19 protein-coding genes and 1 pseudogene are annotated in these 22,482 nt (G+C 57.0%); 9 read left to right on the top strand and 11 right to left on the bottom strand.

What is annotated here, in order from left to right:
• Window positions 1-23: 23 nt before the first annotated feature.
• The 7 genes from ACA062_RS10270 to ACA062_RS10240 form a co-directional block, all read right to left on the bottom strand.
• Window positions 24-1,052 (bottom strand): nucleoside hydrolase, encoded by a 1,029-nt coding sequence (locus ACA062_RS10270; protein WP_497456262.1) that lies wholly within the window; start codon window positions 1,050-1,052, stop codon window positions 24-26.
• 45 nt (window positions 1,053-1,097) lie between these two features.
• Window positions 1,098-1,502 (bottom strand): D-ribose pyranase, encoded by a 405-nt coding sequence (gene rbsD / locus ACA062_RS10265; RefSeq protein WP_497456261.1) that lies wholly within the window; start codon window positions 1,500-1,502, stop codon window positions 1,098-1,100.
• Complete coding sequence (gene rbsK / locus ACA062_RS10260) at window positions 1,499-2,416, bottom strand: ribokinase (RefSeq protein ID WP_497456260.1); 918 nt, start codon at window positions 2,414-2,416, stop codon at window positions 1,499-1,501. The genes rbsD and rbsK overlap by 4 nt, the downstream gene beginning before the upstream one ends.
• 121 nt (window positions 2,417-2,537) lie before the next feature.
• The gene (locus tag ACA062_RS10255) at window positions 2,538-3,557 is read right to left on the bottom strand and encodes a LacI family DNA-binding transcriptional regulator (RefSeq protein WP_497456259.1); all 1,020 of its coding nucleotides are present in this window, start codon (window positions 3,555-3,557) and stop codon (window positions 2,538-2,540) included.
• Between the two features lie 3 nt (window positions 3,558-3,560).
• Entirely contained in the window at window positions 3,561-4,538 is a 978-nt protein-coding gene (locus ACA062_RS10250; RefSeq protein WP_497456258.1) for an ABC transporter permease, read from the bottom strand.
• Window positions 4,535-6,088: a sugar ABC transporter ATP-binding protein gene (locus tag ACA062_RS10245; RefSeq protein WP_497456257.1), complete on the bottom strand. Its 1,554-nt coding sequence runs from the start codon at window positions 6,086-6,088 to the stop codon at window positions 4,535-4,537. The genes ACA062_RS10250 and ACA062_RS10245 overlap by 4 nt, the downstream gene beginning before the upstream one ends.
• A gap of 57 nt (window positions 6,089-6,145) precedes the next feature.
• Window positions 6,146-7,102 (bottom strand): sugar ABC transporter substrate-binding protein, encoded by a 957-nt coding sequence (locus tag ACA062_RS10240; RefSeq protein WP_497456256.1) that lies wholly within the window; start codon window positions 7,100-7,102, stop codon window positions 6,146-6,148.
• A gap of 463 nt (window positions 7,103-7,565) precedes the next feature.
• On the opposite strand from ACA062_RS10240, the gene ACA062_RS10235 reads away from it, so the two are divergent.
• Window positions 7,566-8,654 carry an asparaginase gene (locus tag ACA062_RS10235; RefSeq protein ID WP_497456255.1) on the top strand — a complete coding sequence of 363 codons (1,089 nt, stop codon included), beginning with the start codon at window positions 7,566-7,568 and terminating at the stop codon, window positions 8,652-8,654.
• A 381-nt stretch (window positions 8,655-9,035) separates the two neighbouring features.
• Here ACA062_RS10235 and ACA062_RS10230 read toward each other — a convergent pair whose 3' ends face one another.
• Entirely contained in the window at window positions 9,036-10,601 is a 1,566-nt protein-coding gene (locus tag ACA062_RS10230; RefSeq protein WP_497456254.1) for a carbohydrate porin, read from the bottom strand.
• 167 nt (window positions 10,602-10,768) lie between these two features.
• Here ACA062_RS10230 and ACA062_RS10225 point away from each other — a divergent pair, with 167 nt between their 5' ends.
• From ACA062_RS10225 to ACA062_RS10190, 8 genes and pseudogenes are all read left to right on the top strand, one after another.
• Complete coding sequence (locus ACA062_RS10225; protein ID WP_497456253.1) at window positions 10,769-12,043, top strand: ABC transporter substrate-binding protein; 1,275 nt, start codon at window positions 10,769-10,771, stop codon at window positions 12,041-12,043.
• Window positions 12,044-12,064: 21 nt separating this feature from the next.
• Window positions 12,065-13,027, top strand: a complete 963-nt coding sequence (locus ACA062_RS10220; RefSeq protein ID WP_497456252.1) for a carbohydrate ABC transporter permease — start codon at window positions 12,065-12,067, stop codon at window positions 13,025-13,027.
• Complete coding sequence (locus tag ACA062_RS10215; protein WP_497456251.1) at window positions 13,024-13,866, top strand: carbohydrate ABC transporter permease; 843 nt, start codon at window positions 13,024-13,026, stop codon at window positions 13,864-13,866. The genes ACA062_RS10220 and ACA062_RS10215 overlap by 4 nt, the downstream gene beginning before the upstream one ends.
• A 27-nt stretch (window positions 13,867-13,893) precedes the next feature.
• Complete coding sequence (locus tag ACA062_RS10210) at window positions 13,894-15,039, top strand: ABC transporter ATP-binding protein (RefSeq protein WP_497456250.1); 1,146 nt, start codon at window positions 13,894-13,896, stop codon at window positions 15,037-15,039.
• Complete coding sequence (locus ACA062_RS10205) at window positions 15,036-16,538, top strand: glycoside hydrolase family 32 protein (protein WP_497456249.1); 1,503 nt, start codon at window positions 15,036-15,038, stop codon at window positions 16,536-16,538. Before ACA062_RS10210 ends, ACA062_RS10205 begins: the two co-directional genes overlap by 4 nt.
• Window positions 16,539-16,613: 75 nt before the next feature.
• A complete protein-coding gene (locus ACA062_RS10200) occupies window positions 16,614-17,606 on the top strand; it encodes a LacI family DNA-binding transcriptional regulator (protein ID WP_497456248.1) in 993 nt (330 codons plus the stop codon).
• 299 nt (window positions 17,607-17,905) lie between these two features.
• Window positions 17,906-18,196: a DUF1654 domain-containing protein gene (locus ACA062_RS10195; protein ID WP_497456247.1), complete on the top strand. Its 291-nt coding sequence runs from the start codon at window positions 17,906-17,908 to the stop codon at window positions 18,194-18,196.
• A gap of 4 nt (window positions 18,197-18,200) precedes the next feature.
• Window positions 18,201-18,569 (top strand): annotated as a pseudogene (locus ACA062_RS10190) (endonuclease); the annotation flags it as partial.
• A 236-nt stretch (window positions 18,570-18,805) separates the two neighbouring features.
• Here the strand turns inward: ACA062_RS10190 and ACA062_RS10185 are convergent.
• The 3 genes from ACA062_RS10185 to ACA062_RS10175 form a co-directional block, all read right to left on the bottom strand.
• Window positions 18,806-19,048: a transposase gene (locus tag ACA062_RS10185; RefSeq protein ID WP_497456246.1), complete on the bottom strand. Its 243-nt coding sequence runs from the start codon at window positions 19,046-19,048 to the stop codon at window positions 18,806-18,808.
• Window positions 19,049-19,949: 901 nt separating this feature from the next.
• Window positions 19,950-20,525, bottom strand: coding sequence for a hypothetical protein (locus ACA062_RS10180; protein ID WP_497456245.1), 576 nt, complete (start codon window positions 20,523-20,525; stop codon window positions 19,950-19,952).
• Window positions 20,525-22,471: a hypothetical protein gene (locus ACA062_RS10175; RefSeq protein WP_497456244.1), complete on the bottom strand. Its 1,947-nt coding sequence runs from the start codon at window positions 22,469-22,471 to the stop codon at window positions 20,525-20,527. Before ACA062_RS10175 ends, ACA062_RS10180 begins: the two co-directional genes overlap by 1 nt.
• Window positions 22,472-22,482: the final 11 nt, after the last annotated feature.

Genomic DNA, 22,482 nt, shown 5'->3' with positions numbered 1-22,482 from the left:
GCTGGCACCTGCGGGCTGGCAGCTTATTTCAGACGAGCCAGGCGCTCGGTCAGCAGGTCAAAAAAGCCCTGGGCGTCGCCATTTTCGACCCAGAAGGCATTTTTTGGCGCGCCCAGGCCGTCATACCAGTCGACGATGGTCTGGCCGAAGGTCGGGCCTTCGCGGCTGTCGACCACCACGTTCACTGAACGACCGGTGAACAGCTCGGGCTTGAGCAGGTAGGCGATCACCGTGGCGTCATGCACCGGGCCACCCGCAAGGCCGTAGTGCTCCATGTCGCCCTTGACGTAGTCATTGAGAATATTGCTCACCAACTGGCTGGCAGTGTTGTTGATTGCCGCGATCCGTTTCAGGCGTGCCTCGCTGGTGAGAATCCTGTGGGTCACGTCCAGCGGCAGGTAGGTCAGCTTCACGCCACTCTTGAGCACGACTTCGGCCGCCTGCGGGTCGGCGAACAGGTTGAACTCGGCCACCGGCGTGATATTGCCGCCGTTGAAGTGTGCCCCGCCCATGACCACCACCTCCTTGATGCCCAGAACGATTTCAGGCGCCTGGATCAAGGCCAGTGCCAGGTTGGTCTGCGGACCGAGCATGGCGATGGTGATGCTGTGGGGTTTGGCGGCCTTCAAGGTCTCGATCAGGTAGTTGACCGCGCTGCCTTCGGCCAGGCCCGCCTTCGGCTCGTGCACGGCGACACCCGACAAGCCTTCCTTGCCATGGATGTCCTCGGCGTAGATCGGCGTGCGCATCAGCGGTTTCGGCGCGCCGGCATACACCGGCACCTCCTCGCGCCCTGCCCACTCGCGGGCCAGTCGCGCATTGCGCGAAGTCTTGTCCAGGCGAACATTGCCGGCGACGGTGGTCAGCGCACGAATGTTCAGTTCTTGCGGCGACGCCAGGGCAAATAGCAAGGCCACCACGTCATCGGCACCGGGGTCGGTGTCGATGATCAGGTCGATCTTTTCCGCCGCCTGGGCGCTTGTTGCGGTGATCATGGACAAAAGCAGCAGACTCCGTAGCAGGTGATGCAGTTTCTGAGCATAGCGGTGCATGGCGCACTCCTTGTGCGTGAAGAATCAACAGTTAAAACGTGGTCATTAAAACGTGACGCCTGCCACCAGAATGATGTTGCAGTACGGCTGACATTCGCCGGTACGAACGATCGCCCGCGCCTGTCGGCTGAGGACTTTGAATTGGTCATGGCTGAGCCACTCACGCCGCCCCAGTGCACCTTCGGCGTCCAGTTCATCCAGGGTCGCCAGTGCCGAGGGTTTCTTGTGCAGGATCTCCTGGGCCAGTACGTGGCTTTCGACCTGCATTTCGCTGAGCACCACCTTCAAGGTGCTGACGAAATCCGGAATGCCGTGGGTCAGCGCCAGGTCGATCAGTTCGACGCCCGGTGGCACCGGCAGGCCGGCATCGCCAATCACCACCTGGTCGCCATGGCCCAGGGAGGCAATCAGTCGCGACAGGGCGACGTTGAGCAAAGGGGTCTTCTTCATGGTGCTCTAAAGGCCTGTACGTCGGACAAGGAGGGAATCGACGGTTGCGCACCGGCACGGGTCACCGACAGCGCCGCAGCCACCTGACCGAAGCGGATCGCTTCGGCTTCGCTTTTTCCGGCCGCCAGCGCTGCGGCGAAACCACCGACGAAGGTGTCGCCGGCCGCCGTGGTATCGACGGCCTTTACCTGCAGCGCCGGAAAGTGTTCGAAGCCTGTGCCATTGGCAAACAGCGAGCCATGCGCACCCAGGGTGATGATCACCTTGGCGGCACCCATGGCGATCAAGCGGGTAGCGGCCGTTTCGGCGGTGTCCAGGGAACCCACTGGCAGACCGCTGAGGGCCGAGGCCTCGCTTTCGTTGGGAATCAGGTAATCGATGGCCGCGTACCAGTCCGCCGGCAGCGGGCGACTGGCCGGCGCCGGGTTGAGGATCATGGTCTTGCCCAATTCACGGCCGCGCTTGAGCGCATGGCCGACCGTGGCATCCGGCACTTCCAGCTGACAGATGATCACATCCGCCGCCTGCAGCACCGGGTCGAAACGGTCGATCACTTCGGGCGTCAGCGCGCCGTTGGCCCCGGCGACGATCACGATCGCGTTCTGACTGTTGTCGTCGACCACGATCAACGCCACGCCGCTGGAATCGTCAACCACGCTGACCGCCTGGCAATCGATCTGCTCGGCCAACAGCGCCCCGCGCAGCTGTGCGCCATAGGCGTCGCTGCCCACGCAGCCGACCATCGACACCTGCGCGCCCAGCCGAGCCGCGGCCACCGCCTGATTCGCGCCCTTGCCACCGGGGACCGTGGCAAACGACTGGCCGATCAGCGTTTCGCCGCCTCGGGGCAGCCGCGGCGCCCGGGTCACCAGGTCCATGTTCAGGCTGCCTATCACCACTACTTTTGCTGGCATACATCACTCATCAATTCGTTTTCAGCGGAGCTTTCGGTTTAGTGGAGCTTTCGGTTTGCGGAGCTTTCGATTAACTGAAGCTTCGGTTCAACCGTGCTTTCGATTCAGCGGTGCTTTCGATTCAACGGTACTGGTCAAACACACCGGCCAGCGGCGCCGTCGATTCGCGCAGGACAATACTGGGCGTCACGATCCGTTGATCGGTGGCCATGGCCGGTGTGGCGATCCGGCGCAACAGCACTTCAGCGGCCATCTCGCCGAGTTGCAGGATCGACTGGCCGACGGTGGTCAGCGCCGGATACACATAACGGCTCATCTGGATATCGTCGAAGCCGATCACCGACAATTCAGTCGGTACTCGAATATTGCGCTCGGCGGCGGCCCGCAGCACGCCGATGCCGATCATGTCGTTGCCGGCAAATATCGCGCTGGGCGGGTTCTTTTCCAGCAGGATCGCCGCGGCGCTGTAGCCGCCGGTGCTGGTGAAGTCGCTTTCCAACATGCGTTCACGAGGCACCGTAACACCGGCCTCCTGCAAGGCGCGGCAATAACCGGCCAGGCGCATCTGCGCCACGCTGGTATTCGCCGGACCGCCGATGGTGGCAATGTCCCGATGCCCCAACTCCAGCAGGTGCCGGGTCGCCAGATAGGCGCCGTACTCGTGATCGATGCGCACCAGGTCGGCATCGACCCCTTCCAGCCCTCGGTCGACGATCACCATCGGCGTGCGCACGCCCGCCAGGCCTTGCGCCAGTCCCGCATCGCCGCCGGCCGACGCCACGATCAAGCCGTCGATACGCTTCTCCAACAACACCCGCAGGTAGCTGCGCTGCTTGTCCGGATTGTCGTCGGAATTGCACAGGATCACGCAATAGCCATTGCGCTCGCAGTAGTCCTCGATCCCCCGCGCCAGTTCGGCGAAGTACGGGTTGAGGCTATTGGGCACCAACAGGCCGATGGTCGCCGTGGTTTTCGCCTTGAGCGATCGGGCCACCGCACTGGGCACGTAGTCGAGCGTCTGGATCGCGGCCTCGACCTTGACCCGCACTTCTTCGCTGACCGGTCGGGTCTTGTTCACCACATGGGACACGGTGGTGTAGGAAATTCCCGCCAGCGCTGCCACATCCTTGATTGTTGCCATGACTCAGGTCCGCCGGCTTGCGCGCTGACTGCGATAAGTATCGAGCACCACCGCGACCACGATGACCGCGCCGGTGATGATGCGTTTGGTCGGTTCGGTCGCGCCGATCTGCGCCAGACCGGCGGCCAGGACCGAAATGATCAGCACGCCAAAGAAGGTACTGATGACCGAGCCGCGGCCGCCCATCAGGCTGGTGCCGCCGATCACCACCGCGGCGATCACTTGCAGCTCCAGGCCGGAGCCGGCATTCGGGTCCGCCGCTTCCAGCCGGGAAATCTGAAACAGCGCAGCGATCCCGGCCAGCAGCCCCATCAGGCTGAACACCAGGATCTTGTAGGGTTTGGGATTGATCCCGGCCAGGCGCACCGCCTCTTCGTTGGTGCCGATGCCGATCAGGTAGCGGCCGAACACGGTACGGGTCAGCACGGCCTGGGCAATGAAGATGATCAGCAAGGCGATGATGAACGACGGCGAGATGCCAAAGACGATCGGGTTGGACAGCCAGGCGAAGGCGTCACCGATGTAGGCCGTGCGCGACCCGGTCATCTGATACGCCACGCCGCGGGCCATTTCCAGCACGCCCAGGGAGACGATGAACGACGGAATCCGCCAGGCGACGGTGATCGAACCGGTAATGGTCCCCGCCAACGCCGCGGCGCCCATGCCCAACAGCGCTGCCGGCAGCACGCTCCAGCCCCAGCCGAGAATTGCGACGCTGACCGTCGATGCCGCGAGCGCCAGCACCGAGCCGACCGAGAGGTCGATGCCGCCGATGATCAACACGAACGTCATGCCGACCGCCAGCACCATCAGGTCCGGGATCTGGTTGGCCAGGGTGCTGAAGGTGTCGTACGACAGAAAATGGCTGCTCAGCACCGAGAACAGCGCGACCATGGCCAGCAAGGCACCGGCCAGGCCCAGGTAGGTACCGAGGCCGTAGAAGTTGCCACTGCGTTTGCCGACGGACGTTGCAGTCGTCATGAAAGATCCCTCGGCGCTGCTTCGTTGAGCAGCGCATCACGTTTTTGATAGCCGGCGAATGCGGCGGCGAGCAAGTCATCCTGGGTCCAGCTGTCGCGCTCGAAGGTGTCGATCAGACGCCCCGCCGAGAGCACGCCGATGCGGTCGCAGATCAGCATCAGTTCGCGCAGGTCGCTGGACACCACCACCAGCGCCTTGCCCTGACGGGTCAACTCGCCGAGCAAGGCATAGATGTCGAACTTGGCGCCGACGTCGATGCCGCGGGTCGGCTCATCGAACAGCATCACCGAGCAGTCGCGTTCCAGCCAGCGGCCGATCACGACTTTCTGCTGGTTGCCGCCGGACAACTCGGAGACCACCTGGGTGGGACTGGAACTGCGAATGCGCATGGCGTCGATCTGACGCTGGGCCAGGCCGATCTCGTCAGTGTTATTGACGAAGCCGCCGCTGGAAATCACCGGCATATTGCCCAGGGCGATATTGGCGCTGATCGATTGGGTCAGCAGCAGGCCTTCGCCCTTGCGGTCTTCGGTGATCAGGGCGATGCCGTGACCGACCGCATCCGCCGGCGAACGGATACTGACGACCTGCGCCGGCGAGCCCAGCGCAACGCTGCCACTGTCTGCTATATCCGCGCCGAAAATCAGGCGCAGCAACTCGGTGCGCCCTGCCCCGATCAAACCGGAAATCCCGTAGATCTCGCCGGCACGCACTTCGAAGGACACCTCGCGGACCTTGTCGGAACGGGTCAAGCCTGTAACCGTCAACGCGGGAGCGCCGATCTGGCGCGGGCCCATGTCGATCTGTTCGCCGAGTTCACGACCGACCATCAAGGTGACCAGTTGCTCACTGTTGTAATTGGCCATCGGCTCGACGCAGACCAGGTTGCCGTCGCGCAATACCGCGATGCGCTGGGCGACCCGTGCCAGTTCTTCGAGGCGATGGGAAATGTAGACGATCGAGACGCCTCGCGCCTGCAGGCGGGTGATCTGCTCGAACAGCATCTCGACTTCGCGGGCGGTGAGCATCGCGGTCGGCTCGTCGAGAATCAGCACATGGCAGTCGCCGATCAGGTTGCGCGCGATCTCCACCATTTGTTGATGGCCGATGCCGAGCTCGCCGACCAGGGTATCGGGGTCGATGGCGTCGAGGCCGACCTGGGCCATGGCCGCGATCGCCGCCTTGCGCAGTTGCTTGCGGCTGATCCAGCCTCCATGGCTGGGCAGGTTGTGCAGAAACAGGTTTTCCGCCACCGACAGGGTCGGCAGCAGATTGAGCTCCTGCATGACCATGCGGATACCCAGGTCTTCGGCCTGGGTGCGGCTGCCGGGGCGATAATCCTGGCCCTGGAACTGCATCTGGCCGGTGGTCGGCGCGACCAGCCCGCCAATGATCTTCGACAGCGTGCTTTTGCCGGCGCCGTTCTCGCCGGTCAGGGCCAGCACTTCACCGCGCATCAGCGTCAGGTCGATGCCGGTCAGGACCGGTTGGGCGTAAGTCTTGCCGATGCCGCTGACCGAGAGGACAGCGTTCGGGGCGAAAACTGACATAAAAACTCTCCACGTGCCCGCCCGGACGGGCGAGCACAGTTTGTGTCGCCAGAAGGACTACTGGGTCACCAGCTCTACCGGCGTTTCAATGACGCCATTGACGCCGCCGTCGACTTTCTCACCCTTGATGATCTTCAGCGCGGTCTCGATGCCGAACACGGCCTGCCTTGCCGCGAACTGGTCAGCGGTGGCCAGTACGCGGCCGTCCTTGAGCATGGGCTTGATGGCATTGATGTTGTCGTAACCGACCACTTGTACTTTGCCGGCCTTGCCCGCGGCACGCACGGCAGACACCGCGCCGACGGCCATGCTGTCGTTGCCCGCCAGCAGGGCCTTGATGTTCGGGTATTCGCTGAGCATGGAGGCGGCAACCTGGTTGCCTTTGTTGATTTCCCAATCGCCGGATTGCAGGGATACGACCTTGATCTGCGCCGCTTCCATCGCATCCTTGAAGCCTGCGGTGCGGGCCTGGGCATTGGTGGTGGTGGAAACGCCTTCGATGATGCCGACTTCGTCACCGGCCTTCAGCTGTTTCGCCAGGTACTCACCCACCAGGCGCGCGCCTTTGCGGTTGTCCGGGCCTACGAACGGCACCGTGATGTTTTTGCTTTTGACCACCGCCGGGTCCAGCTGGTTATCGATGTTGACCACGGTGATGCCGGCATCCACCGCTTTCTTGATCACCGGCACCATGGCCTTGGAGTCCGCGGGCGCGATGACCAGTGCATTGACCCTGGACACGATCATCTGCTCGACGATACGGATCTGGTTGGCAGTATCGGTTTCGTCCTTGATGCCATTGGAGATCAGCTCGAAGTCGCCGGAGTGGTCTTTCTGGTAGGCCTTGGCGCCGTCTTCCATGGTCAGGAAGAATTCGTTGGCCAGGGATTTCATGACCAGCGCGACTTTAGGTTTTGCAGGGGTTTCGGCGAACGCCGAACAGACAGGCAACGCGGCGGATGCGGCAGCCAGCATAGCGACAGCAAGAAGACGTCCAGCGAATGGCAGCTTCATGGTTTCACTCCGATCTTATGATTATTGTGAGCAACGCTTGCGCTGGCACAGGCTTCATCGCGCTCGCCCCGATCAAGCTATCGGTAGCGTCTCGCAAACGTTTGCGTAATCCGAACTATGCAAATGCTGCCGGCATTTGTCAACGACGGCCAAGCGCTGTTTTGTGATTTTGAATGGCAGAGACAGGCATTCCCGTAAATCGACAATTCCAGCAGGGGTCGGGGCGCTCGGAGAGCCGAACACGAAGGCCCCAGCTGTTCGGAAATCCGGACGACCCAAGGCTGATCCGTTTAAAAATGTTTAAAAAATAATGATACAAATCATTAGGTTACGAGGTATTTCCGATACAAGGCATGTCTGGTATGAATCCTGCTCCATCTGGTAAACCCCAGCGTTCAGCTCGCCTTGGGGCGTATCTAGATGAACCTGCATCAGCACCGTCTGACTACAAGAGAGAAAAATAATGACATCTGTTTTCAAGACCTTCGTTCCGGGCGCCTTGGCCCTCCTGCTTCTCCTGCCCACCGCCCTCCAGGCGAAAGAAGCACAAACCCAACAGAAACTGGCAAACGTGGTGATCCTGGCCACGGGCGGCACCATTGCCGGCGCCGGTGCCAGCGCGGCCAATAGCGCGACCTACCAGGCGGCGAAAGTCGGCATCGAACAATTGATCGCCGGGGTCCCGGAGCTGAGCCAGCTGGCCAACGTTCGAGGCGAGCAGGTCATGCAGATCGCTTCCGAAAGCATCACCAACGACAACCTGCTGCAACTGGGTCGTCGAGTGGCTGAGCTGGCCGACAGCAACGACGTCGATGGCATCGTCATCACCCACGGCACCGACACCCTGGAAGAAACCGCCTACTTCCTGAACCTGGTGGAAAAAACCGACAAGCCGATCATCGTCGTCGGTTCCATGCGCCCGGGCACCGCGATGTCCGCCGACGGCATGCTCAACCTGTACAACGCCGTGGCCGTGGCCAGCAGCAAAGAAGCGCGGGGCAAAGGCGTACTGGTGACCATGAACGACGAAATCCAGTCGGGTCGCGACGTCAGCAAGATGATCAACATCAAGACCGAAGCGTTTAAAAGCGCCTGGGGCCCACTGGGCATGGTCGTGGAAGGCAAATCCTACTGGTTCCGCCTGCCGGCCAAGCGCCACACCATGGATTCGGAATTCGACATCAAAACCATCGAGAGCCTGCCGAACGTCGAAATCGCCTACTCCTACGGCAACGTGAGCGATACCGCCTACAAAGCCCTGGCGCAGTCCGGCGCCAAAGCCATCATCCACGCCGGCACCGGCAACGGCTCGGTTTCTTCGCGGGTGGTTCCAGCCCTGCAGGCCTTGCGCAAGGACGGCGTGCAGATCATCCGCTCGTCCCACGTCAACGCCGGCGGCTTCGTGCTGCGCAACGCCGAACAGCCTGACGACAAGTACGACTGGGTCGTGGCCCACGACCTGAACCCGCAGAAAGCTCGCATCCTGGCCATGGTCGCACTGACCAAGACCAACGACAGCAAAGAGCTGCAACGGATGTTCTGGGAATATTGATTCACCTTCGCCCTCGCCTGACCGGTTCCGGTCGGGCATCGCTCACCACTCGCCCTTTGGCGAGTGGTTGACTCCGATAAAAAATCTCCGCCGTCCTACATCAAAAGCAAAAACAGCTGCCAGAGGAATTTCTTAATTTTAAGTAGTTGCGAAAATGCCTACAGTCAAACACTGTGTGCACGCACAGCTTAATAAGGTAATTCAGTGGCCTCTACCTCTGTTTCTCCTGATACCTATGCACGCATGGGTCTTCGCGTGCAGAAAATCATCGTAGGGATAACTGCTGGCTGATCAGCTTTGACCGGTAATCAATTACTCAATACGCTTGGTGAAAAGCAGGGATCGATGAGCTGAAGGCGTGTTGGCCGACGCGTTCAAACATTAAAACCAGGTTTCCATTTGTATACCGTATTGCCATACACCTCCGGCGTTGAAGTCCGTCTTGCCGAAGGCGTCTGAGGTACTGTATCTGTCCAGATCCGAAGACCAATTCATGAAGCTTGCGAACACACGCAGTTCGGGACGAGTGAGCAGGTCTCCAACGTCAGGTTTGAATGTCGGGGCGATCGTGAATTTCCAGTAGTTACCGTCGACCGCATTACGTTGCAGGTAGCCCTTGGGGTCGAGGTTCATGGTTTGCCAGCTCATTTCGTAGGCCATCTCGAAATTGCTGGTGATTGCATTGGCCAAACGCATGTTCAGCGTCATCCAGCGGTAATTGTCACCCTTGACGTATCTATCCTTGCTTTGTTCGGCCAGCAAGCTGGGGCCGATGCGCCAACCAGGCGCAATGGGTGTCTCGCCGTAAAGTGCCAGACGCAGAGCGCGGGCATCTTCAATCAGTTCACCATCCGAGCCGACGTTCTTGACCTCTGCCCCCAGACCTTGCCCATAGAGCAGCGCCGTTTTGAAGAAGCCTTCCCTGCCGAAAAAGTTTTTCTGGTGATTGGCCAGCATGCTGTGCAAGCCGGAATCCGCAGGCGTCAGACCCGCTTCATTGCTGCGAGTGCCAATGTCGTTTTTGTTTGAGCCAATGGCATTGAACATCCACTGCCACTGACCATTATCGAAGAACTGGTTGGAGGTCAGAATGTAGCTTTCCACATCGGCGTTGATGCCGCCTTCACTGAAATCCCCGTAGTTACGCCCGACCAAGGAATAATTCGAGCGCCAATTCTTGTTCATCTGCACATCGTAGATTCCACCCCCGGTACCCGCCAGATAGACAACGTCCGAGTCCAGCCAGTGGATATCGAAGTTATCTCGATCAAATCGCTTACCTGCCCACAAAGTCGCGTTCTCGAACACTGAATTACCTTTGAATGCAGCGAGATGGTCGAGCTCTGTAAATACCTGACGCACGTTCAGATTACTTTCATCGGCCGTCCAGTCATTGGAGCTTTCCACTCCATCGGCGATGGAAACCGTGAATTTGGAACGGGTGCCGTTTTGCGCATGGATTTCTTTCGACAGGTCTATGCGCATGTAGGTGTCGTCTTCGTTTCCGAGTCGCCCGACTGCCCCCCCGACTGAACCGGCAGGGGTTGTATACGGGCCGCCACGACCGCCACCCAGTCCATCGTTAATCAGCAATCCGGAGCGGGCGTAGCCCTTGAAGCTGAAGCCGTCAGTGAGGTGTTCGGTACTGCCCTGTTTTTCCATGCTTTGCTGACGGGCTTCGAGTTTTGCCAGCCGGGTGTCCAAAGTGGGCGCTGCAATGGCTGTCGCAGTGGACGCAACAGGCTGCGCGGCGGGAGTGGCGAGTTTGATCTGCTGCAATTCCCTGGCGAGTGCCTGGGTCTGTTGTTCGGCTGCGGCGGCACGCTTTTCCGCTGCGCTGGCACGGGCTTCAAACGCGGCCATGCGTTCTTCCAGAGTCGCGGCCTGAGCGGTCGCCGCCGTGGTGCCGAGCACGCCTGCGAGTAGCCAGCTTGATGCTTTCTGCATGTGGATTCCCTGTTTTGTTTTTATTGTTTTGTTCCCGCGACCGGCCATTTTTCGTGAGTTGTGAATTGTCGCAATTGACGAAAAAAAGGATGCCTTATCGCAAATACGCTGCTACATTTGGCGATGTTAACGTTAACTTTTTTAAAAACAAAAATAAAGGGTGCTCGATGAAACATCTGAAATCTCTCCTTCCAGCAGCACTAATCACCCTCTGTGCCGGACTTCCATCCGTCTCGAGCGCGGCCAATTTGACGATCTCGTGCGGTGCGGTGGGTGCGGAATTACAACTCTGCAAGGAGGCTGTCGAGGCGTGGTCGCAACAGACCGGCAACAACGTCGAGGTGGTTTCCACGCCTAACTCGGCGACCGAGCGGTTGTCGTTCTACCAGCAGATCCTCAGTGCGCAGTCCGCCGACATCGACATCATTCAAATCGATATGGTGTGGCCGGGGATGCTGGCCAAACATCTGATGGATCTGCGCGAGGTGCTGCCCGCCAACGCCACCCACGGTTACTTCCAGGCACAGGTGGATAACGCCACGGTGAATGGACGGCTGGTAACAATGCCGTGGTTCACCGACTCGGGCCTGCTGTATTACCGCAAGGACTTGCTCGAGAAGTACAACAAGCAGGTTCCCCAGACCTGGGAGGAAATGACCGCTACCGCCAGGGATGTTCAACAGGCAGAGCGCACTGCCGGGAACCCCAATGCATGGGGTTACATCTTTCAGGGGCGCGCTTACGAGGGGCTGACGTGTAATGCGCTGGAGTGGATCAGCAGCCAACCGGAAGGCGGGCTGGTCAATCCACGAGGCGACATCGTGGTCAACAGTCAGGCCTCAAGAACTGCTTTGGCCCTGGCGAAAAGCTGGGTAGGAGACATCTCCCCGCGTGGCGTACTCAACTACACCGAGGAAGAAGGGCGTGGCGTGTTCCAGTCGGGAAATGCGTTATTCATGCGTAACTGGCCTTATGTCTGGGCCCTGGTACAAAGCCAGGACAGTGCCGTAAAAGATAAGGTCGGCGTCGCTCCCCTGCCCCGCGGTGGCAAAACCGGCACCCATGCCTCCACCCTCGGTGGCTGGGGCCTGGCGGTGTCGCGTTACAGCGCCCATCCAAAACTTGCCGCAGACCTGGTGAGCTACCTGACCAGTGCCCAACAGCAAAAACATCGTGCTCTGACTGCCGCCTATAACCCGGTGATCGAGTCGCTGTATCAAGATCCCGAACTGCTCGCGGCAATGCCTTATTACAGTCAGCTCCACAGCATTCTCAACGACGGGGTCATGCGCCCCGCCTCAATAACCGCCGATCGCTATCCAAGGGTCTCCAATGCGTTCTTCGATCGAGTGCATGGCGTGCTGGCGGGCGAGTTGCCTGTCGACCAGGCACTGGCCGAACTGGAAAGCGAACTCACGCGCATCAAACGCCGGAACTGGTAAGCCACAAGGAAGGAAATCACCATGTCTGTCTCTACTACCCATGCCCCTTGTGACGAGCTGCTGCTCACCAGGGAAACACCTGTGCAGCGTCGTCGAGTACGCGCCGCCTGGCTGTTTTTGACACCGATGTTGCTGTGTCTGGCCCTGGTGGCGGCCTGGCCGCTACTGCGGACATTCTGGTTCAGCCTGACCGATGCCAACCTGGCGGACACCAGCGGCGGATCCTTCATAGGCTTGAGCAATTATCTGTTCCACAACGGTTCCAGCTGGTCGGGCATCCTGGTCGATCCACAGTGGTGGAACGCTGTGCGCAACACGTTGCATTTCACCGTGGTATCGGTGGGACTGGAAGTCGTACTGGGACTGCTGGTGGCGTTGCTGTTGAACATCAAGTTCACCGGCCGTTCCCTGGTGCGTGCGTTGATTCTGATTCCCTGGGCGATTCCTACCATCGTCTCGGCGAAGATCTGGTCATGGATGCTTAACGACCAGTTCGGCATCATCAATCACATGATGCTGAGCGTCGGCCTGATTGATGCCCCCCTGGCCTGGACGGCAGATGCGGATCTGTCGATGTGGGCGGTGATCATCGTCGACGTCTGGAAGACCGTACCTTTTGTCACGCTACTGATGCTGGCTGCCTTGCAGATGTTGCCGAGCGATTGTTACGAAGCCGCCAGGGTTGATGGCATTCATCCGCTGAGAGTGTTCTGGCGTGTCACGCTTCCACTGCTGATGCCTGCATTGTTGGTGGCGGCGATCTTCCGCATCCTCGATTCCCTGCGGGTATTCGACGTCATCTATGTCCTGACCTCGAACTCTTCGAGCACCATGAGCATGTCGGTCTATGCCCGCCAGCACCTGGTGGAGTTTCAGGATGTTGGCTATGGCAGCGCGGCCTCGACTCTGTTGTTTCTGGTCGTTGCGGTAATTGCCATGCTTTATCTCTACCTCGGACGCCGTCAAATGGAGGTTCGGTCATGAGCCCACGCCTACTCAAAAAAGCGCTGTTACGTCTTGGTTTCTGGTGCCTGATCGGGGTTTTGCTGCTGTATGCGGTCTTCCCTTTCTACTACGCCATCGTGACTTCGCTGAAGCCGTCCAGTGCCTTGTTCGAGGTGAGCTACTGGATCGAAAACCCCGACTTCTCCAATTACGCAGCGGTACTCCACCAAGCCTCATTCCTGCGGGCTATCGGTAACTCGCTGGTGGTTGCGCTTTGCGTGGTGACGCTGGCGCTGTTCCTCAGCGTGACCGCCGCCTATGCCTTGGGCCGAGTGAAGTTTCGTGGGCGTGGCACGGTCTTGATGATGGTTCTTGGCGTGTCGATGTTTCCCCAGGTCGCGGTGCTGTCAGGGCTGTTCGAAGTGATCCGCGCCCTGGGCCTATACAACACATCCTGGGCGTTGATCCTGAGCTACACGATTTTCACCCTGCCCTTCACCGTCTGGGTGCTGACCACGTTCATGGGGCAACTGCCCCATGAACTGGAAGAAGCGGCAATCATGGATGGCGCGACCCCCTGGATCACGCTGACCCGGGTGCTGTTGCCGCTGCTCTGGCCCGCACTGGTCACCACAGGCTTGTTGGCCTTCATCGCCGCGTGGAACGAGTTCCTGTTTGCCCTGACCTTCACCCTCACCGACACGCAACGCACGGTGCCGGTCGCCATCGCCTTGATTTCCGGCGGTAGCCCCCATGAGTTGCCGTGGGGGCTGCTGATGGCCGCATCAGTGCTGGTCACCGTCCCACTGGTGATTCTGGTGCTGATCTTCCAGCGCCGCATCGTTTCCGGTCTCACTGCCGGCGCGTTAAAGGGTTGATGCCCAACAAACACAAGGAACAGCATCGTGATCAAATTGAAACTGGACAACGTGAACAAACAATTGGGCGGCATGCGGATTCTTCGTGATGTCAGCCTGGAAATCGCGGCGGGTGAATTCGTGGTGTTCGTTGGCCCTTCGGGCTGCGGGAAGTCGACCCTGCTGCGACTGATCGCCGGACTGGATTCGATCTGCGGCGGCGACCTGCTGATCGACGGGCGACGGGTCAACGACCTGGAGCCGCGCGAGCGTGGCGTCGGCATGGTGTTTCAGTCTTATGCGCTGTACCCGCACATGAGCGTCTACGACAACATCAGCTTTGGCCTCAAACTGGCCAAGACCGAAAAGAGCAGCCTGCGCGAACGCGTGCTGAAAACAGCGCAGATCCTTCAATTGGACAAACTGCTGCAACGCAAGCCAAAGGAACTGTCTGGAGGGCAGCGCCAGCGTGTGGCCATGGGCAGAGCCATGGCGCGGGAACCGGACATTTTGTTGTTCGATGAGCCGCTTTCCAACCTGGATGCATCTTTGCGGGTGCAGATGCGCAACGAAATCGCCCGTCTGCATGCTCGACTGGGCTCGACAATGATCTACGTCACCCACGATCAGGTGGAAGCGATGACCCTGGCCGACAAAATTGTCGTGCTCAATGGCGGTCGCGTAGAGCAGGTCGGTTCACCGCGCGAACTCTATGAACGCCCAGCGAGCCGCTTTGTCGCCGGTTTTCTCGGTTCACCAAAAATGAACTTTCTGGCGGCGCGCCTGCATGCCCCGGGCGAAATCAGCCTGGTCGACACCCCCGTTCTGGGTATGGCCTCCCTGCCCTTCGACAGCTCGAACCTGGCGGCGAACACGCAGCTGAGCCTGGGGATTCGCCCGGAGCACATTTCGCTCAAAGCGGCGGAGGGAACCGTCGGGATCGTCGTGACCGGGGTCGAATACCTTGGCAGCGAAACCTATGTGCACCTCGAAACAGGTCAGGACGAGCCACTGATCTGTCGTTGTGAGGTCAACGCCGGATGGCAAGCGGGTGATCGGGTAGCACTGCAGCTGGACATCGACAACCTGCACCTGTTCGACGACGACGGCACGGCCTTGGAGCGCCACCCACACGCCATTGAAAACCTGCCGAATGACGTCTCTCTGCGCTCAGTCCGAGCACGGGCCCTATGACTTTGTCTTCGAATAACATGAGCGATCCAATGTCTTCTTCCCTTGACCTTGCGCAGCGTGCACTGAGTGACGGCCTGACTCGCGCCATCCACGATTATCGACCCGGTTATCATATTGCTCCCCCGGCAGGCTGGATGAACGACCCTAACGGGGTGGTGTACTTCCGTGGCGACTATCACGTTTTCTATCAACACTACCCCTTCGAAGCGAAGTGGGGCCCGATGCATTGGGGCCACGCCAAGAGTGCCGATCTGGTTCATTGGCAGCACCTGCCCATTGCGCTGGCACCCGGTGATGACTTCGACCGTGACGGCTGTTTTTCCGGTAGTGCGGTGGTGTGTGGAGATACCCTGGCGCTGATCTACACGGGGCACACCTGGCTCGGAGACGTGGGTGACGAGCGCTCGATCCGTCAAGTCCAGTGCCTGGCCACCAGTGTCGACGGCATCCGGTTCGTCAAGCATGGCGCCGTCATCGAGACCGCGCCGCAAGACGCGATCATGCACTTTCGTGACCCCAAGGTATGGAAGGAGGATGGCTATTGGTACCTCATTGCCGGCGCGCGTCTGGGCGATATGCCATTACTCCCGCTGTACCGTTCCACGGATCTGCACGTCTGGGAGTTCCTTAACTATGTGTCTGGCGGCAGGGAGGGCGATGGCTATATGTGGGAGTGCCCGGATCTGTTCCGACTGAACGGACGCGATGTGCTGCTTTACTCCCCCCAAGGCATGCCCTCCCAAGGTTACGAACGGCTCAACAAGTACCAGACGGGTTACCGCGTGGGTCGACTAGACAACGAATGGAACTTCGCTGGCGGGCCTTTTATCGAGCTGGATAACGGCCACGATTTTTATGCGGCGCAAACGCTATTGGCCGCCGATGGTCGGCGCCTTGTGTGGGCATGGCTCGACATGTGGGAAAGCCCGATGCCGAGCCAGGCCCATCACTGGTGCGGCATGCTCGGATTGCCACGCGAACTTGAACTGCACGACGATCGCCTTTGCGTATACCCGGCACGGGAGCTCACCGCACTGCGCAAGGCGCCATTACCGGGCACGCCGTGGTGGGATGAGTCGGGAACCCGCTGGGCGCCGCACGTGAAGGGCGACATGCTCGAAATCCATGTGCATCTGGATCTGCTCGGCTGCACCGATGGCCATCTGGGAGTCGCCTTGCGCTGCAGCGACGATGGCGATGAACAAACCCTGCTCTATTACGATGCGGCGCTGCAGCGTCTGGTGCTTGACCGCAGCCGCTCGGGCGCGCAAGTCACCGGTCAGCGCAGCGTATCGATAGACCCGATGCAAGAGCACCTGGAACTGCGCGTATTTCTCGATCGCTCCTCCATCGAGGTGTTCGACGAAAACGGGGCCTTCAGCCTCAGCAGCCGCCTCTATCCCCGCCCCGACAGTCTGGGGGTCAAGCTTCTGGCAAGCGGGAGTGGCGGGCGTGTCTCCATTCCCAAGGCATGGCCTCTGGCATCAGGGTGGCTGTGAGCGCTGTCATTCGAGTCGCGAAAAGGCCGGACCCTGTGTCATGATCCTGCGTCAACCTGACCGGCCTCACCTCGCATGACTTCAGTGAAAGACGTTGCACAGCTGGCCGGCGTGTCCCTGATGACGGTTTCTCGAGCGCTCAACAATCCGGAAAAACTGAGCCCCGAAACCCTTCAGCGGGTGCGTCGCGCCATTGAGGAACTGCAATTCGTACCGAGCCTGTCGGCGCGCAGGATGCGTGGCGACAATCTCCAGGCACGAACCATCGGTGTGTTCGCACTGGACACCGCGACCACCCCGTACGCGGTCGAGCTGCTGCTGTCCATCGAACAGACCGCGCAGCAAGCCGGCTGGAATGTATTTATCCTCAACCTGCTAAGTAACCCGCCCACCGACCAGAATATCGACCTGATGCTATCGCACCGTCCCGACGGACTGATCTTCAGCGCCATGGGGTTGCGCCAGGTGTGCATTCCCGAGCGATTGAAGAGCAAACCCCTGGTACTCGCCAATTGCCTGGCTGATGACAGTCGGCTGGTCAGTTATGTGCCAGACGACGAAATGGGGCAGTATCGGGCCGTACATCACGCACTGAACCACGGCTATAAGCGCCCTCTGTGTATCAATCTGCCAAAACAGAGTCTGGCCTGGGGTCTGCGACAAAAAGGTATGGAGCGTGCCTGTCAGGCATTCGGACTGGCGCCTGACGCGCTCCTGCAATACGACCTTTCCGATCATGACGCTTATGGTGAAACTGCAGCCATGCTCGACCGGCACATCATTGATGGTCGTCCCCAATTCGACATTCTGATTTGTGGCAACGACCGTATCGCCTTTTGTGCCTATCAGCTGTTGTTGGGCCGTGGCCTGAAAATTCCCGACGATGTCGCCGTGCTCGGCTACGACAACATGATCGGTATTGCTGAGCTGTTCATCCCGCCGCTGACCACAGTGCAACTGCCGTACTACGAGATCGGTCGCAAGGCTGCCCGGCACCTGATCGAGACCCTTGAGGAGTCGGGCGCCCAGCCAGTTGATTGTCCATTGGTGGTCAGGGCATCACTATAAGAATCAGTTCGGTGATAGCACACCCGTTTGCTTTCGATTTGCCATTAGCCTGTCACGCATCAGAAGTGTTTCGCCGCCATCAATTCAACCGCGGGCTGGCGCCAGCTCGGGCCGAAGAAAAACTTAACGTTGTGTCCGGGATTAGTTGACCACTACACCCGACCGGTTCCGGTTGGGCACCGCGCTCACCACTCGTCCTTTGGCGAGTGGTTGACTCCGATAAAAAATCTCCGCCGTCCTACATCAAAAGCAAAAAACAGCTGTCAGAGGAATTTCTTGAATTTTAAGTAGTTGCGAAAATGCCTACAGTTAAATACTGTATGCACGTACAGCTTAATAAGGATAATCCTGTGGCCTCTACCTCTGTTTCTCCTGATACCTATGCACGCATGGGTCTTCGCGTGCAGAAAATCATCAATTCCCCCACCGCGCAAAAAGCCAAAGCCGCCTTGATCTTCCGTCTGCCGGACGAACCCGTGGACGAGTGGGAACAATTGCTCGAAGAAATCGATGAGAACGACAACGTCACCCTCGCCTATCGCGACGATGGCGGCGTGCAGATTTTCTGGGTTGTGCCGAAGGAAGATTGAGTCGATGAGTGTCCGCTGGTTTGCTTTGCTGTTTCTGTTGGTCACCCTTGGCGCCCAGGCTGGCGCCCCACGCACCTTCAGCGAAGCCAAGAAAGTCGCCTGGAAGTTGTACGCCCCGCAATCCACCGAGTTTTATTGCGGCTGTAAATACACCGGCAACAAGGTCAATCTCGCGGCCTGCGGATATGTACCGCGCAAAAACGCCAAGCGCGCGTCCCGCATCGAGTGGGAACACATTGTCCCGGCCTGGCAGATCGGCCATCAGCGTCAGTGCTGGCAAGAAGGCGGGCGCAAGAACTGCACGCGCTACGATCCGGTCTACCAGAAGGCCGAGGCCGACCTGCATAACCTGGTGCCGAGCATCGGCGAGGTTTATCTAGGAGCGCCTCAAGAATCCATTTTTGTTGACAGCTATGCTGTGTAGCCCAAGAGACGTTCCACCAATGTCTACGTAGATGGTGATCAAAAAAATGCTCTAGAGATTGCCGCGCATTCTATGTCCAGGCTCAGCTACATCCTGCTAAAACGATGCCTATCCTCCAGCGGCACTAAGCTCAGAAAGGCATATGCTATCAGTGAGGAAGGTCACACAGGCTAATATTTGGTTCTTCACAGATTGCAGGGAAGCCGCTTTTGGTCTTCATGAAATCGAATTCGCTGTCCCGGTACCTGTAGGCCAATGCGCTTAATCACCTTGATGCGGTTGTTGATTCCTTCCAGTTGACCGGTGTGCATCGGCCAGCGAACCCTGCTCAAGATTCCCCGCCAGTAGCCCTCCAAGCGCTTGGCGAACTGTTTGAAGGCCGATATTTGGTTTTCATCCGCTAGACGCAGCCAATGCTTCCAAGGCAATCTCCAGCCCTATGCAGTGCTGAGCGACCAAAGTGCTTTGAGCTCTGCTTTCATCCTGTAAGCCATCATTAGTAATTAATTGGCAGCTAGAAGATCCTGCAGGTGAACCTGCTGACGTCGCTCTTGAGGTTTTCTGGATTGCGCAGCAGCAACCTGCGAACTTGCTTGATGACCTTACAAGCGGGTTTGTCGTGACATAAGCGGGTTGGTTTCATGGATGCGTACTCGATCTTCTGATTCCGGCTCGACTACGTTCCTCGACGACCCACAGTACTCGGTGGGTATCGGCGCTCAACACAACGATGGCATAACGATGCCCTTTGAACAGGGCAGATTCGTCCTTGACCAATCGCCTGGGTCAGCTGCAGGCAGATCATCCAGCTGCGTTTGTAGGGCCCGTCGCTCCAGTTGCCTCATAGTATCCAAGTGCGATCCGAATAGATGAGCCACAAGCAAGGTAGGGAGCCGGTCGGCAGGTTTGGATGACCGATTCGGCGAGGCGACGCGTCATCCCGGGGTAACGATCAAGCCAGCTGACAGCCTCCATTCATTTACCGGAATCGCCGCATCCAACTCGCCCGAGTTCGACATTTAGCCGCACTCATTGCCCGAGAATGGGCGGGTATCGGATAAGTCGCTGACAGTATTCATGGGGGGTTGTGCTGGGTTCGTTACAGCCGCTGCTGGTAGGAAGTAGAGCGGCCAGGGGGATGAGATCGATTAGCTGCGCGTCACCATTAGGCCCTATAGACAGAAAAGCCTCCCACAACGAAAGATACTTATTAATCTCGTGCGTTAGAAAGCCAGTTTGTTAAATGCATTTTCTCGCACATATATTTTGAAGCGCTTACTCAACTTATCGTTGACTAAGGACACAATGAATTCAAAAAATAAAATCCGACTAATCTTTACGCAACCTGTTGAGAGCAGCGACCATCTCACTGAGCTGAACATTCAACGCCCTATTCCTTTTAATTAACTCTTCATTTTCGATGGAAAGTGATTCGTTCAACCTAACAAGTTCAGCGCTTGACTCAGTAAGATTTTCCTTGATCGCAATAGTTAGGGCTTCTGCCAATTGCAAGCTTTCTAACGTTAATAATTTCTTTTTAAGCGAAGCTAATTCTGCAATTAATTCTATTTTTTTTAGCCTTCTACCGCTCAAGCTTCGCGCGCTTTTTGTACTTATCCAATACTCATTGAGCTCGGAATTCATTTGGGCAATAAAATTAATTAGATCAGGTTGGCGGCGGACATTGAGGAGACTGGGATCAACGGAACAGTCCTTGGCCAAGCGCCGGAGGATAATCTTACGCTCGTTTATGGGAACATTCACCTGAGAATCAATCTTGGATTTAATTAGATCAAAATAAACGATACAATGAGCGTACAATTTTTTTCTTAATGGCGAGTTTGCCCATAATGGAGCATCTGCAATTCCTAATTTCTTTCTATAATTATCAAGACTAAAATCCATCAGTTCCGCTCCAATCTACGACGTATAATTTTTACAACATCTGCGCTCATTTTTTTTATAGTGTCAAGCGGATGCGTGCTGGCAATATTTTGATGTGCTATTGCAACTCGCTCCAAAGTCCTACACTGGAGTTCATTGTTCATATTATGCACACATCCACAACATAGCTCAGGACAACTATTGACCTCAATTCTAGGCAAACCAGTGAAATGGTCAGTACATTTTGCTGTGTATTCCTCCCCTTTTCGGAGCGCACAATAGCCCCATTCAAATGCAGTAAATCTTACAAAATTATCGGCATGCTTTATTATAAAATCCGTTAATTCTTTGTAAGAAATAATAGAGACAGTTTTCAATTCTATCTCTAACCGTTTAGCCGCCGGCCCGAAAAATCTATCGTCCATCTTACCCCTTGCGATCCGATGCATTACCTCCATCAAGTAATCGCGTTCAAGACTAATTATTACTGACTCACGGAGCTTATTGGCAGTATAACGCCTCATTTGAAACGATCCCTTTACATGACGATAGTGCTCTCTCAATTTAGGTAAAATGTTTCCATCAAATCGACGAAGAGCGAATTCGGCAAAAGTATGCCGTGCCTGGTGCGGGCAAACTGAGCGGTGGTGCTGAATGATATCTGGAAATTTCGGGATAATTTGCTTCAGGTAGAATTGCGAAAACCAATACCTCAACGTAACGGTTGCATATCTACTATCCAACAACCATTTTTCAGGTGTCCAACCTCCCCAATGCAATGCGGCGTTGAACGCATTCCCACGAAAACCACAGTGAAAAAGAGGAACGTGATACTTTTGTATATCTACCGCACATAGGCTTTTCATAACGTTTGCAGCTTTTGCCGCCATACCATGAAGAGACCGCGGAAGCATCACCCCTTTTTCGGTTTTTGTATTGACTGTATCAAACCACCATGAACCTTCATTATCTTGATAAAAATCACTTATATCCAATTTCTGAATTTCATTGATTCTAAAGCCGCTAAGCAAAAGAATGATTGCAAGTCCAGCCTTCATTATTAACTCACAAAAATCCCCAAGCTCCGTGAGGTTTTTCCATGGAAGACAACGGAATTCGTCGGTACACTTTTCATCCACTAGCTCACCAAATTTAATGAACGATGAGTACGTCTCCGGTTTAACATTTCGATCAATAGATTTATTTTTTTGCCACTCACGATAGGCTTTAAGCCTATCAAATCCTTTGCCAGTATCAAACCATAGCACCGGCGCGCAGGGAGAGCTACGCCACGATTGAAAAAACACCTGAGCTAATACTGCCTCTTCGGATTCTATAATGGTAATCGCTTCATTTAAGATAATCGACGCACATGCAAGAGGAATTGAACCGTAAGTCCCACCTTCCACCCACTCCTCGTATTCTAAATTCGATGCTTCGAGAAGAGGTTCCATTACCCTCTTCTTAAAACTTTTATTTGCTACAAATTGAAATCCGTCAAAAATCACTCCCTGATTAAAAAGCTTATTTGATCTGTTCAGCAATACGCATATTGTGCCAAGAGTACTTCTCCCCATTATTTTACTTCGATCATTCACAGACAACATAAGGTGTCTGATCATTGCCTGAGTTTCGGCAAGATTCAATGACCTAAGAGTTCGCTCCGGATGAAATTTATGCCAATATTCGCAAATCCTTTGAAGGAGTGCTACTTCCGATTTCGCGGCGGAAATACTTGACGGAACGATCCTGTTGTTTTCGTCAGCGTAACCTCTCGCAACTTTACCTTTCAAAAACAACAGCTGCCCTAAGGCAATTTTCTCTTTTGAACATTCCCATTCAAAGGAAAGATTGATCATTGCCCCCATATTTACATCCATTATTCTAAAGTGCGTATCGCCGATTGAATTGGACGTCGTAATGTCCTCACCAGCAGATTCCCGCCAAGTTCTTACGACCTTTGCCATATGTGGCCTCC

It is taken from the genome of Pseudomonas sp. LBUM1679 (assembly GCF_059695565.1).
Note: the sequence above shows the minus strand (reverse complement) of the source record. Positions and strands in the feature narration are given on the sequence as shown.

Coding starts and splice junctions, on each gene's coding strand:
- rbsK (WP_497456260.1), bottom strand. CDS start 2,416: ATGCCAGCAAAAGTAGTGGTGATAGGCAGCCTGAACATGGACCTGGTG.
- ACA062_RS10215 (WP_497456251.1), top strand. CDS start 13,024: ATGAGCCCACGCCTACTCAAAAAAGCGCTGTTACGTCTTGGTTTCTGG.
- ACA062_RS10240 (WP_497456256.1), bottom strand. CDS start 7,102: ATGAAGCTGCCATTCGCTGGACGTCTTCTTGCTGTCGCTATGCTGGCT.
- ACA062_RS10245 (WP_497456257.1), bottom strand. CDS start 6,088: ATGTCAGTTTTCGCCCCGAACGCTGTCCTCTCGGTCAGCGGCATCGGC.
- rbsD (WP_497456261.1), bottom strand. CDS start 1,502: ATGAAGAAGACCCCTTTGCTCAACGTCGCCCTGTCGCGACTGATTGCC.
- ACA062_RS10175 (WP_497456244.1), bottom strand. CDS start 22,471: ATGGCAAAGGTCGTAAGAACTTGGCGGGAATCTGCTGGTGAGGACATT.
- ACA062_RS10200 (WP_497456248.1), top strand. CDS start 16,614: ATGACTTCAGTGAAAGACGTTGCACAGCTGGCCGGCGTGTCCCTGATG.
- ACA062_RS10255 (WP_497456259.1), bottom strand. CDS start 3,557: ATGGCAACAATCAAGGATGTGGCAGCGCTGGCGGGAATTTCCTACACC.
- ACA062_RS10250 (WP_497456258.1), bottom strand. CDS start 4,538: ATGACGACTGCAACGTCCGTCGGCAAACGCAGTGGCAACTTCTACGGC.
- ACA062_RS10180 (WP_497456245.1), bottom strand. CDS start 20,525: ATGGATTTTAGTCTTGATAATTATAGAAAGAAATTAGGAATTGCAGAT.
- ACA062_RS10235 (WP_497456255.1), top strand. CDS start 7,566: ATGACATCTGTTTTCAAGACCTTCGTTCCGGGCGCCTTGGCCCTCCTG.
- ACA062_RS10230 (WP_497456254.1), bottom strand. CDS start 10,601: ATGCAGAAAGCATCAAGCTGGCTACTCGCAGGCGTGCTCGGCACCACG.
- ACA062_RS10220 (WP_497456252.1), top strand. CDS start 12,065: ATGTCTGTCTCTACTACCCATGCCCCTTGTGACGAGCTGCTGCTCACC.
- ACA062_RS10225 (WP_497456253.1), top strand. CDS start 10,769: ATGAAACATCTGAAATCTCTCCTTCCAGCAGCACTAATCACCCTCTGT.
- ACA062_RS10205 (WP_497456249.1), top strand. CDS start 15,036: ATGACTTTGTCTTCGAATAACATGAGCGATCCAATGTCTTCTTCCCTT.
- ACA062_RS10270 (WP_497456262.1), bottom strand. CDS start 1,052: ATGCACCGCTATGCTCAGAAACTGCATCACCTGCTACGGAGTCTGCTG.
- ACA062_RS10195 (WP_497456247.1), top strand. CDS start 17,906: ATGCCTACAGTTAAATACTGTATGCACGTACAGCTTAATAAGGATAAT.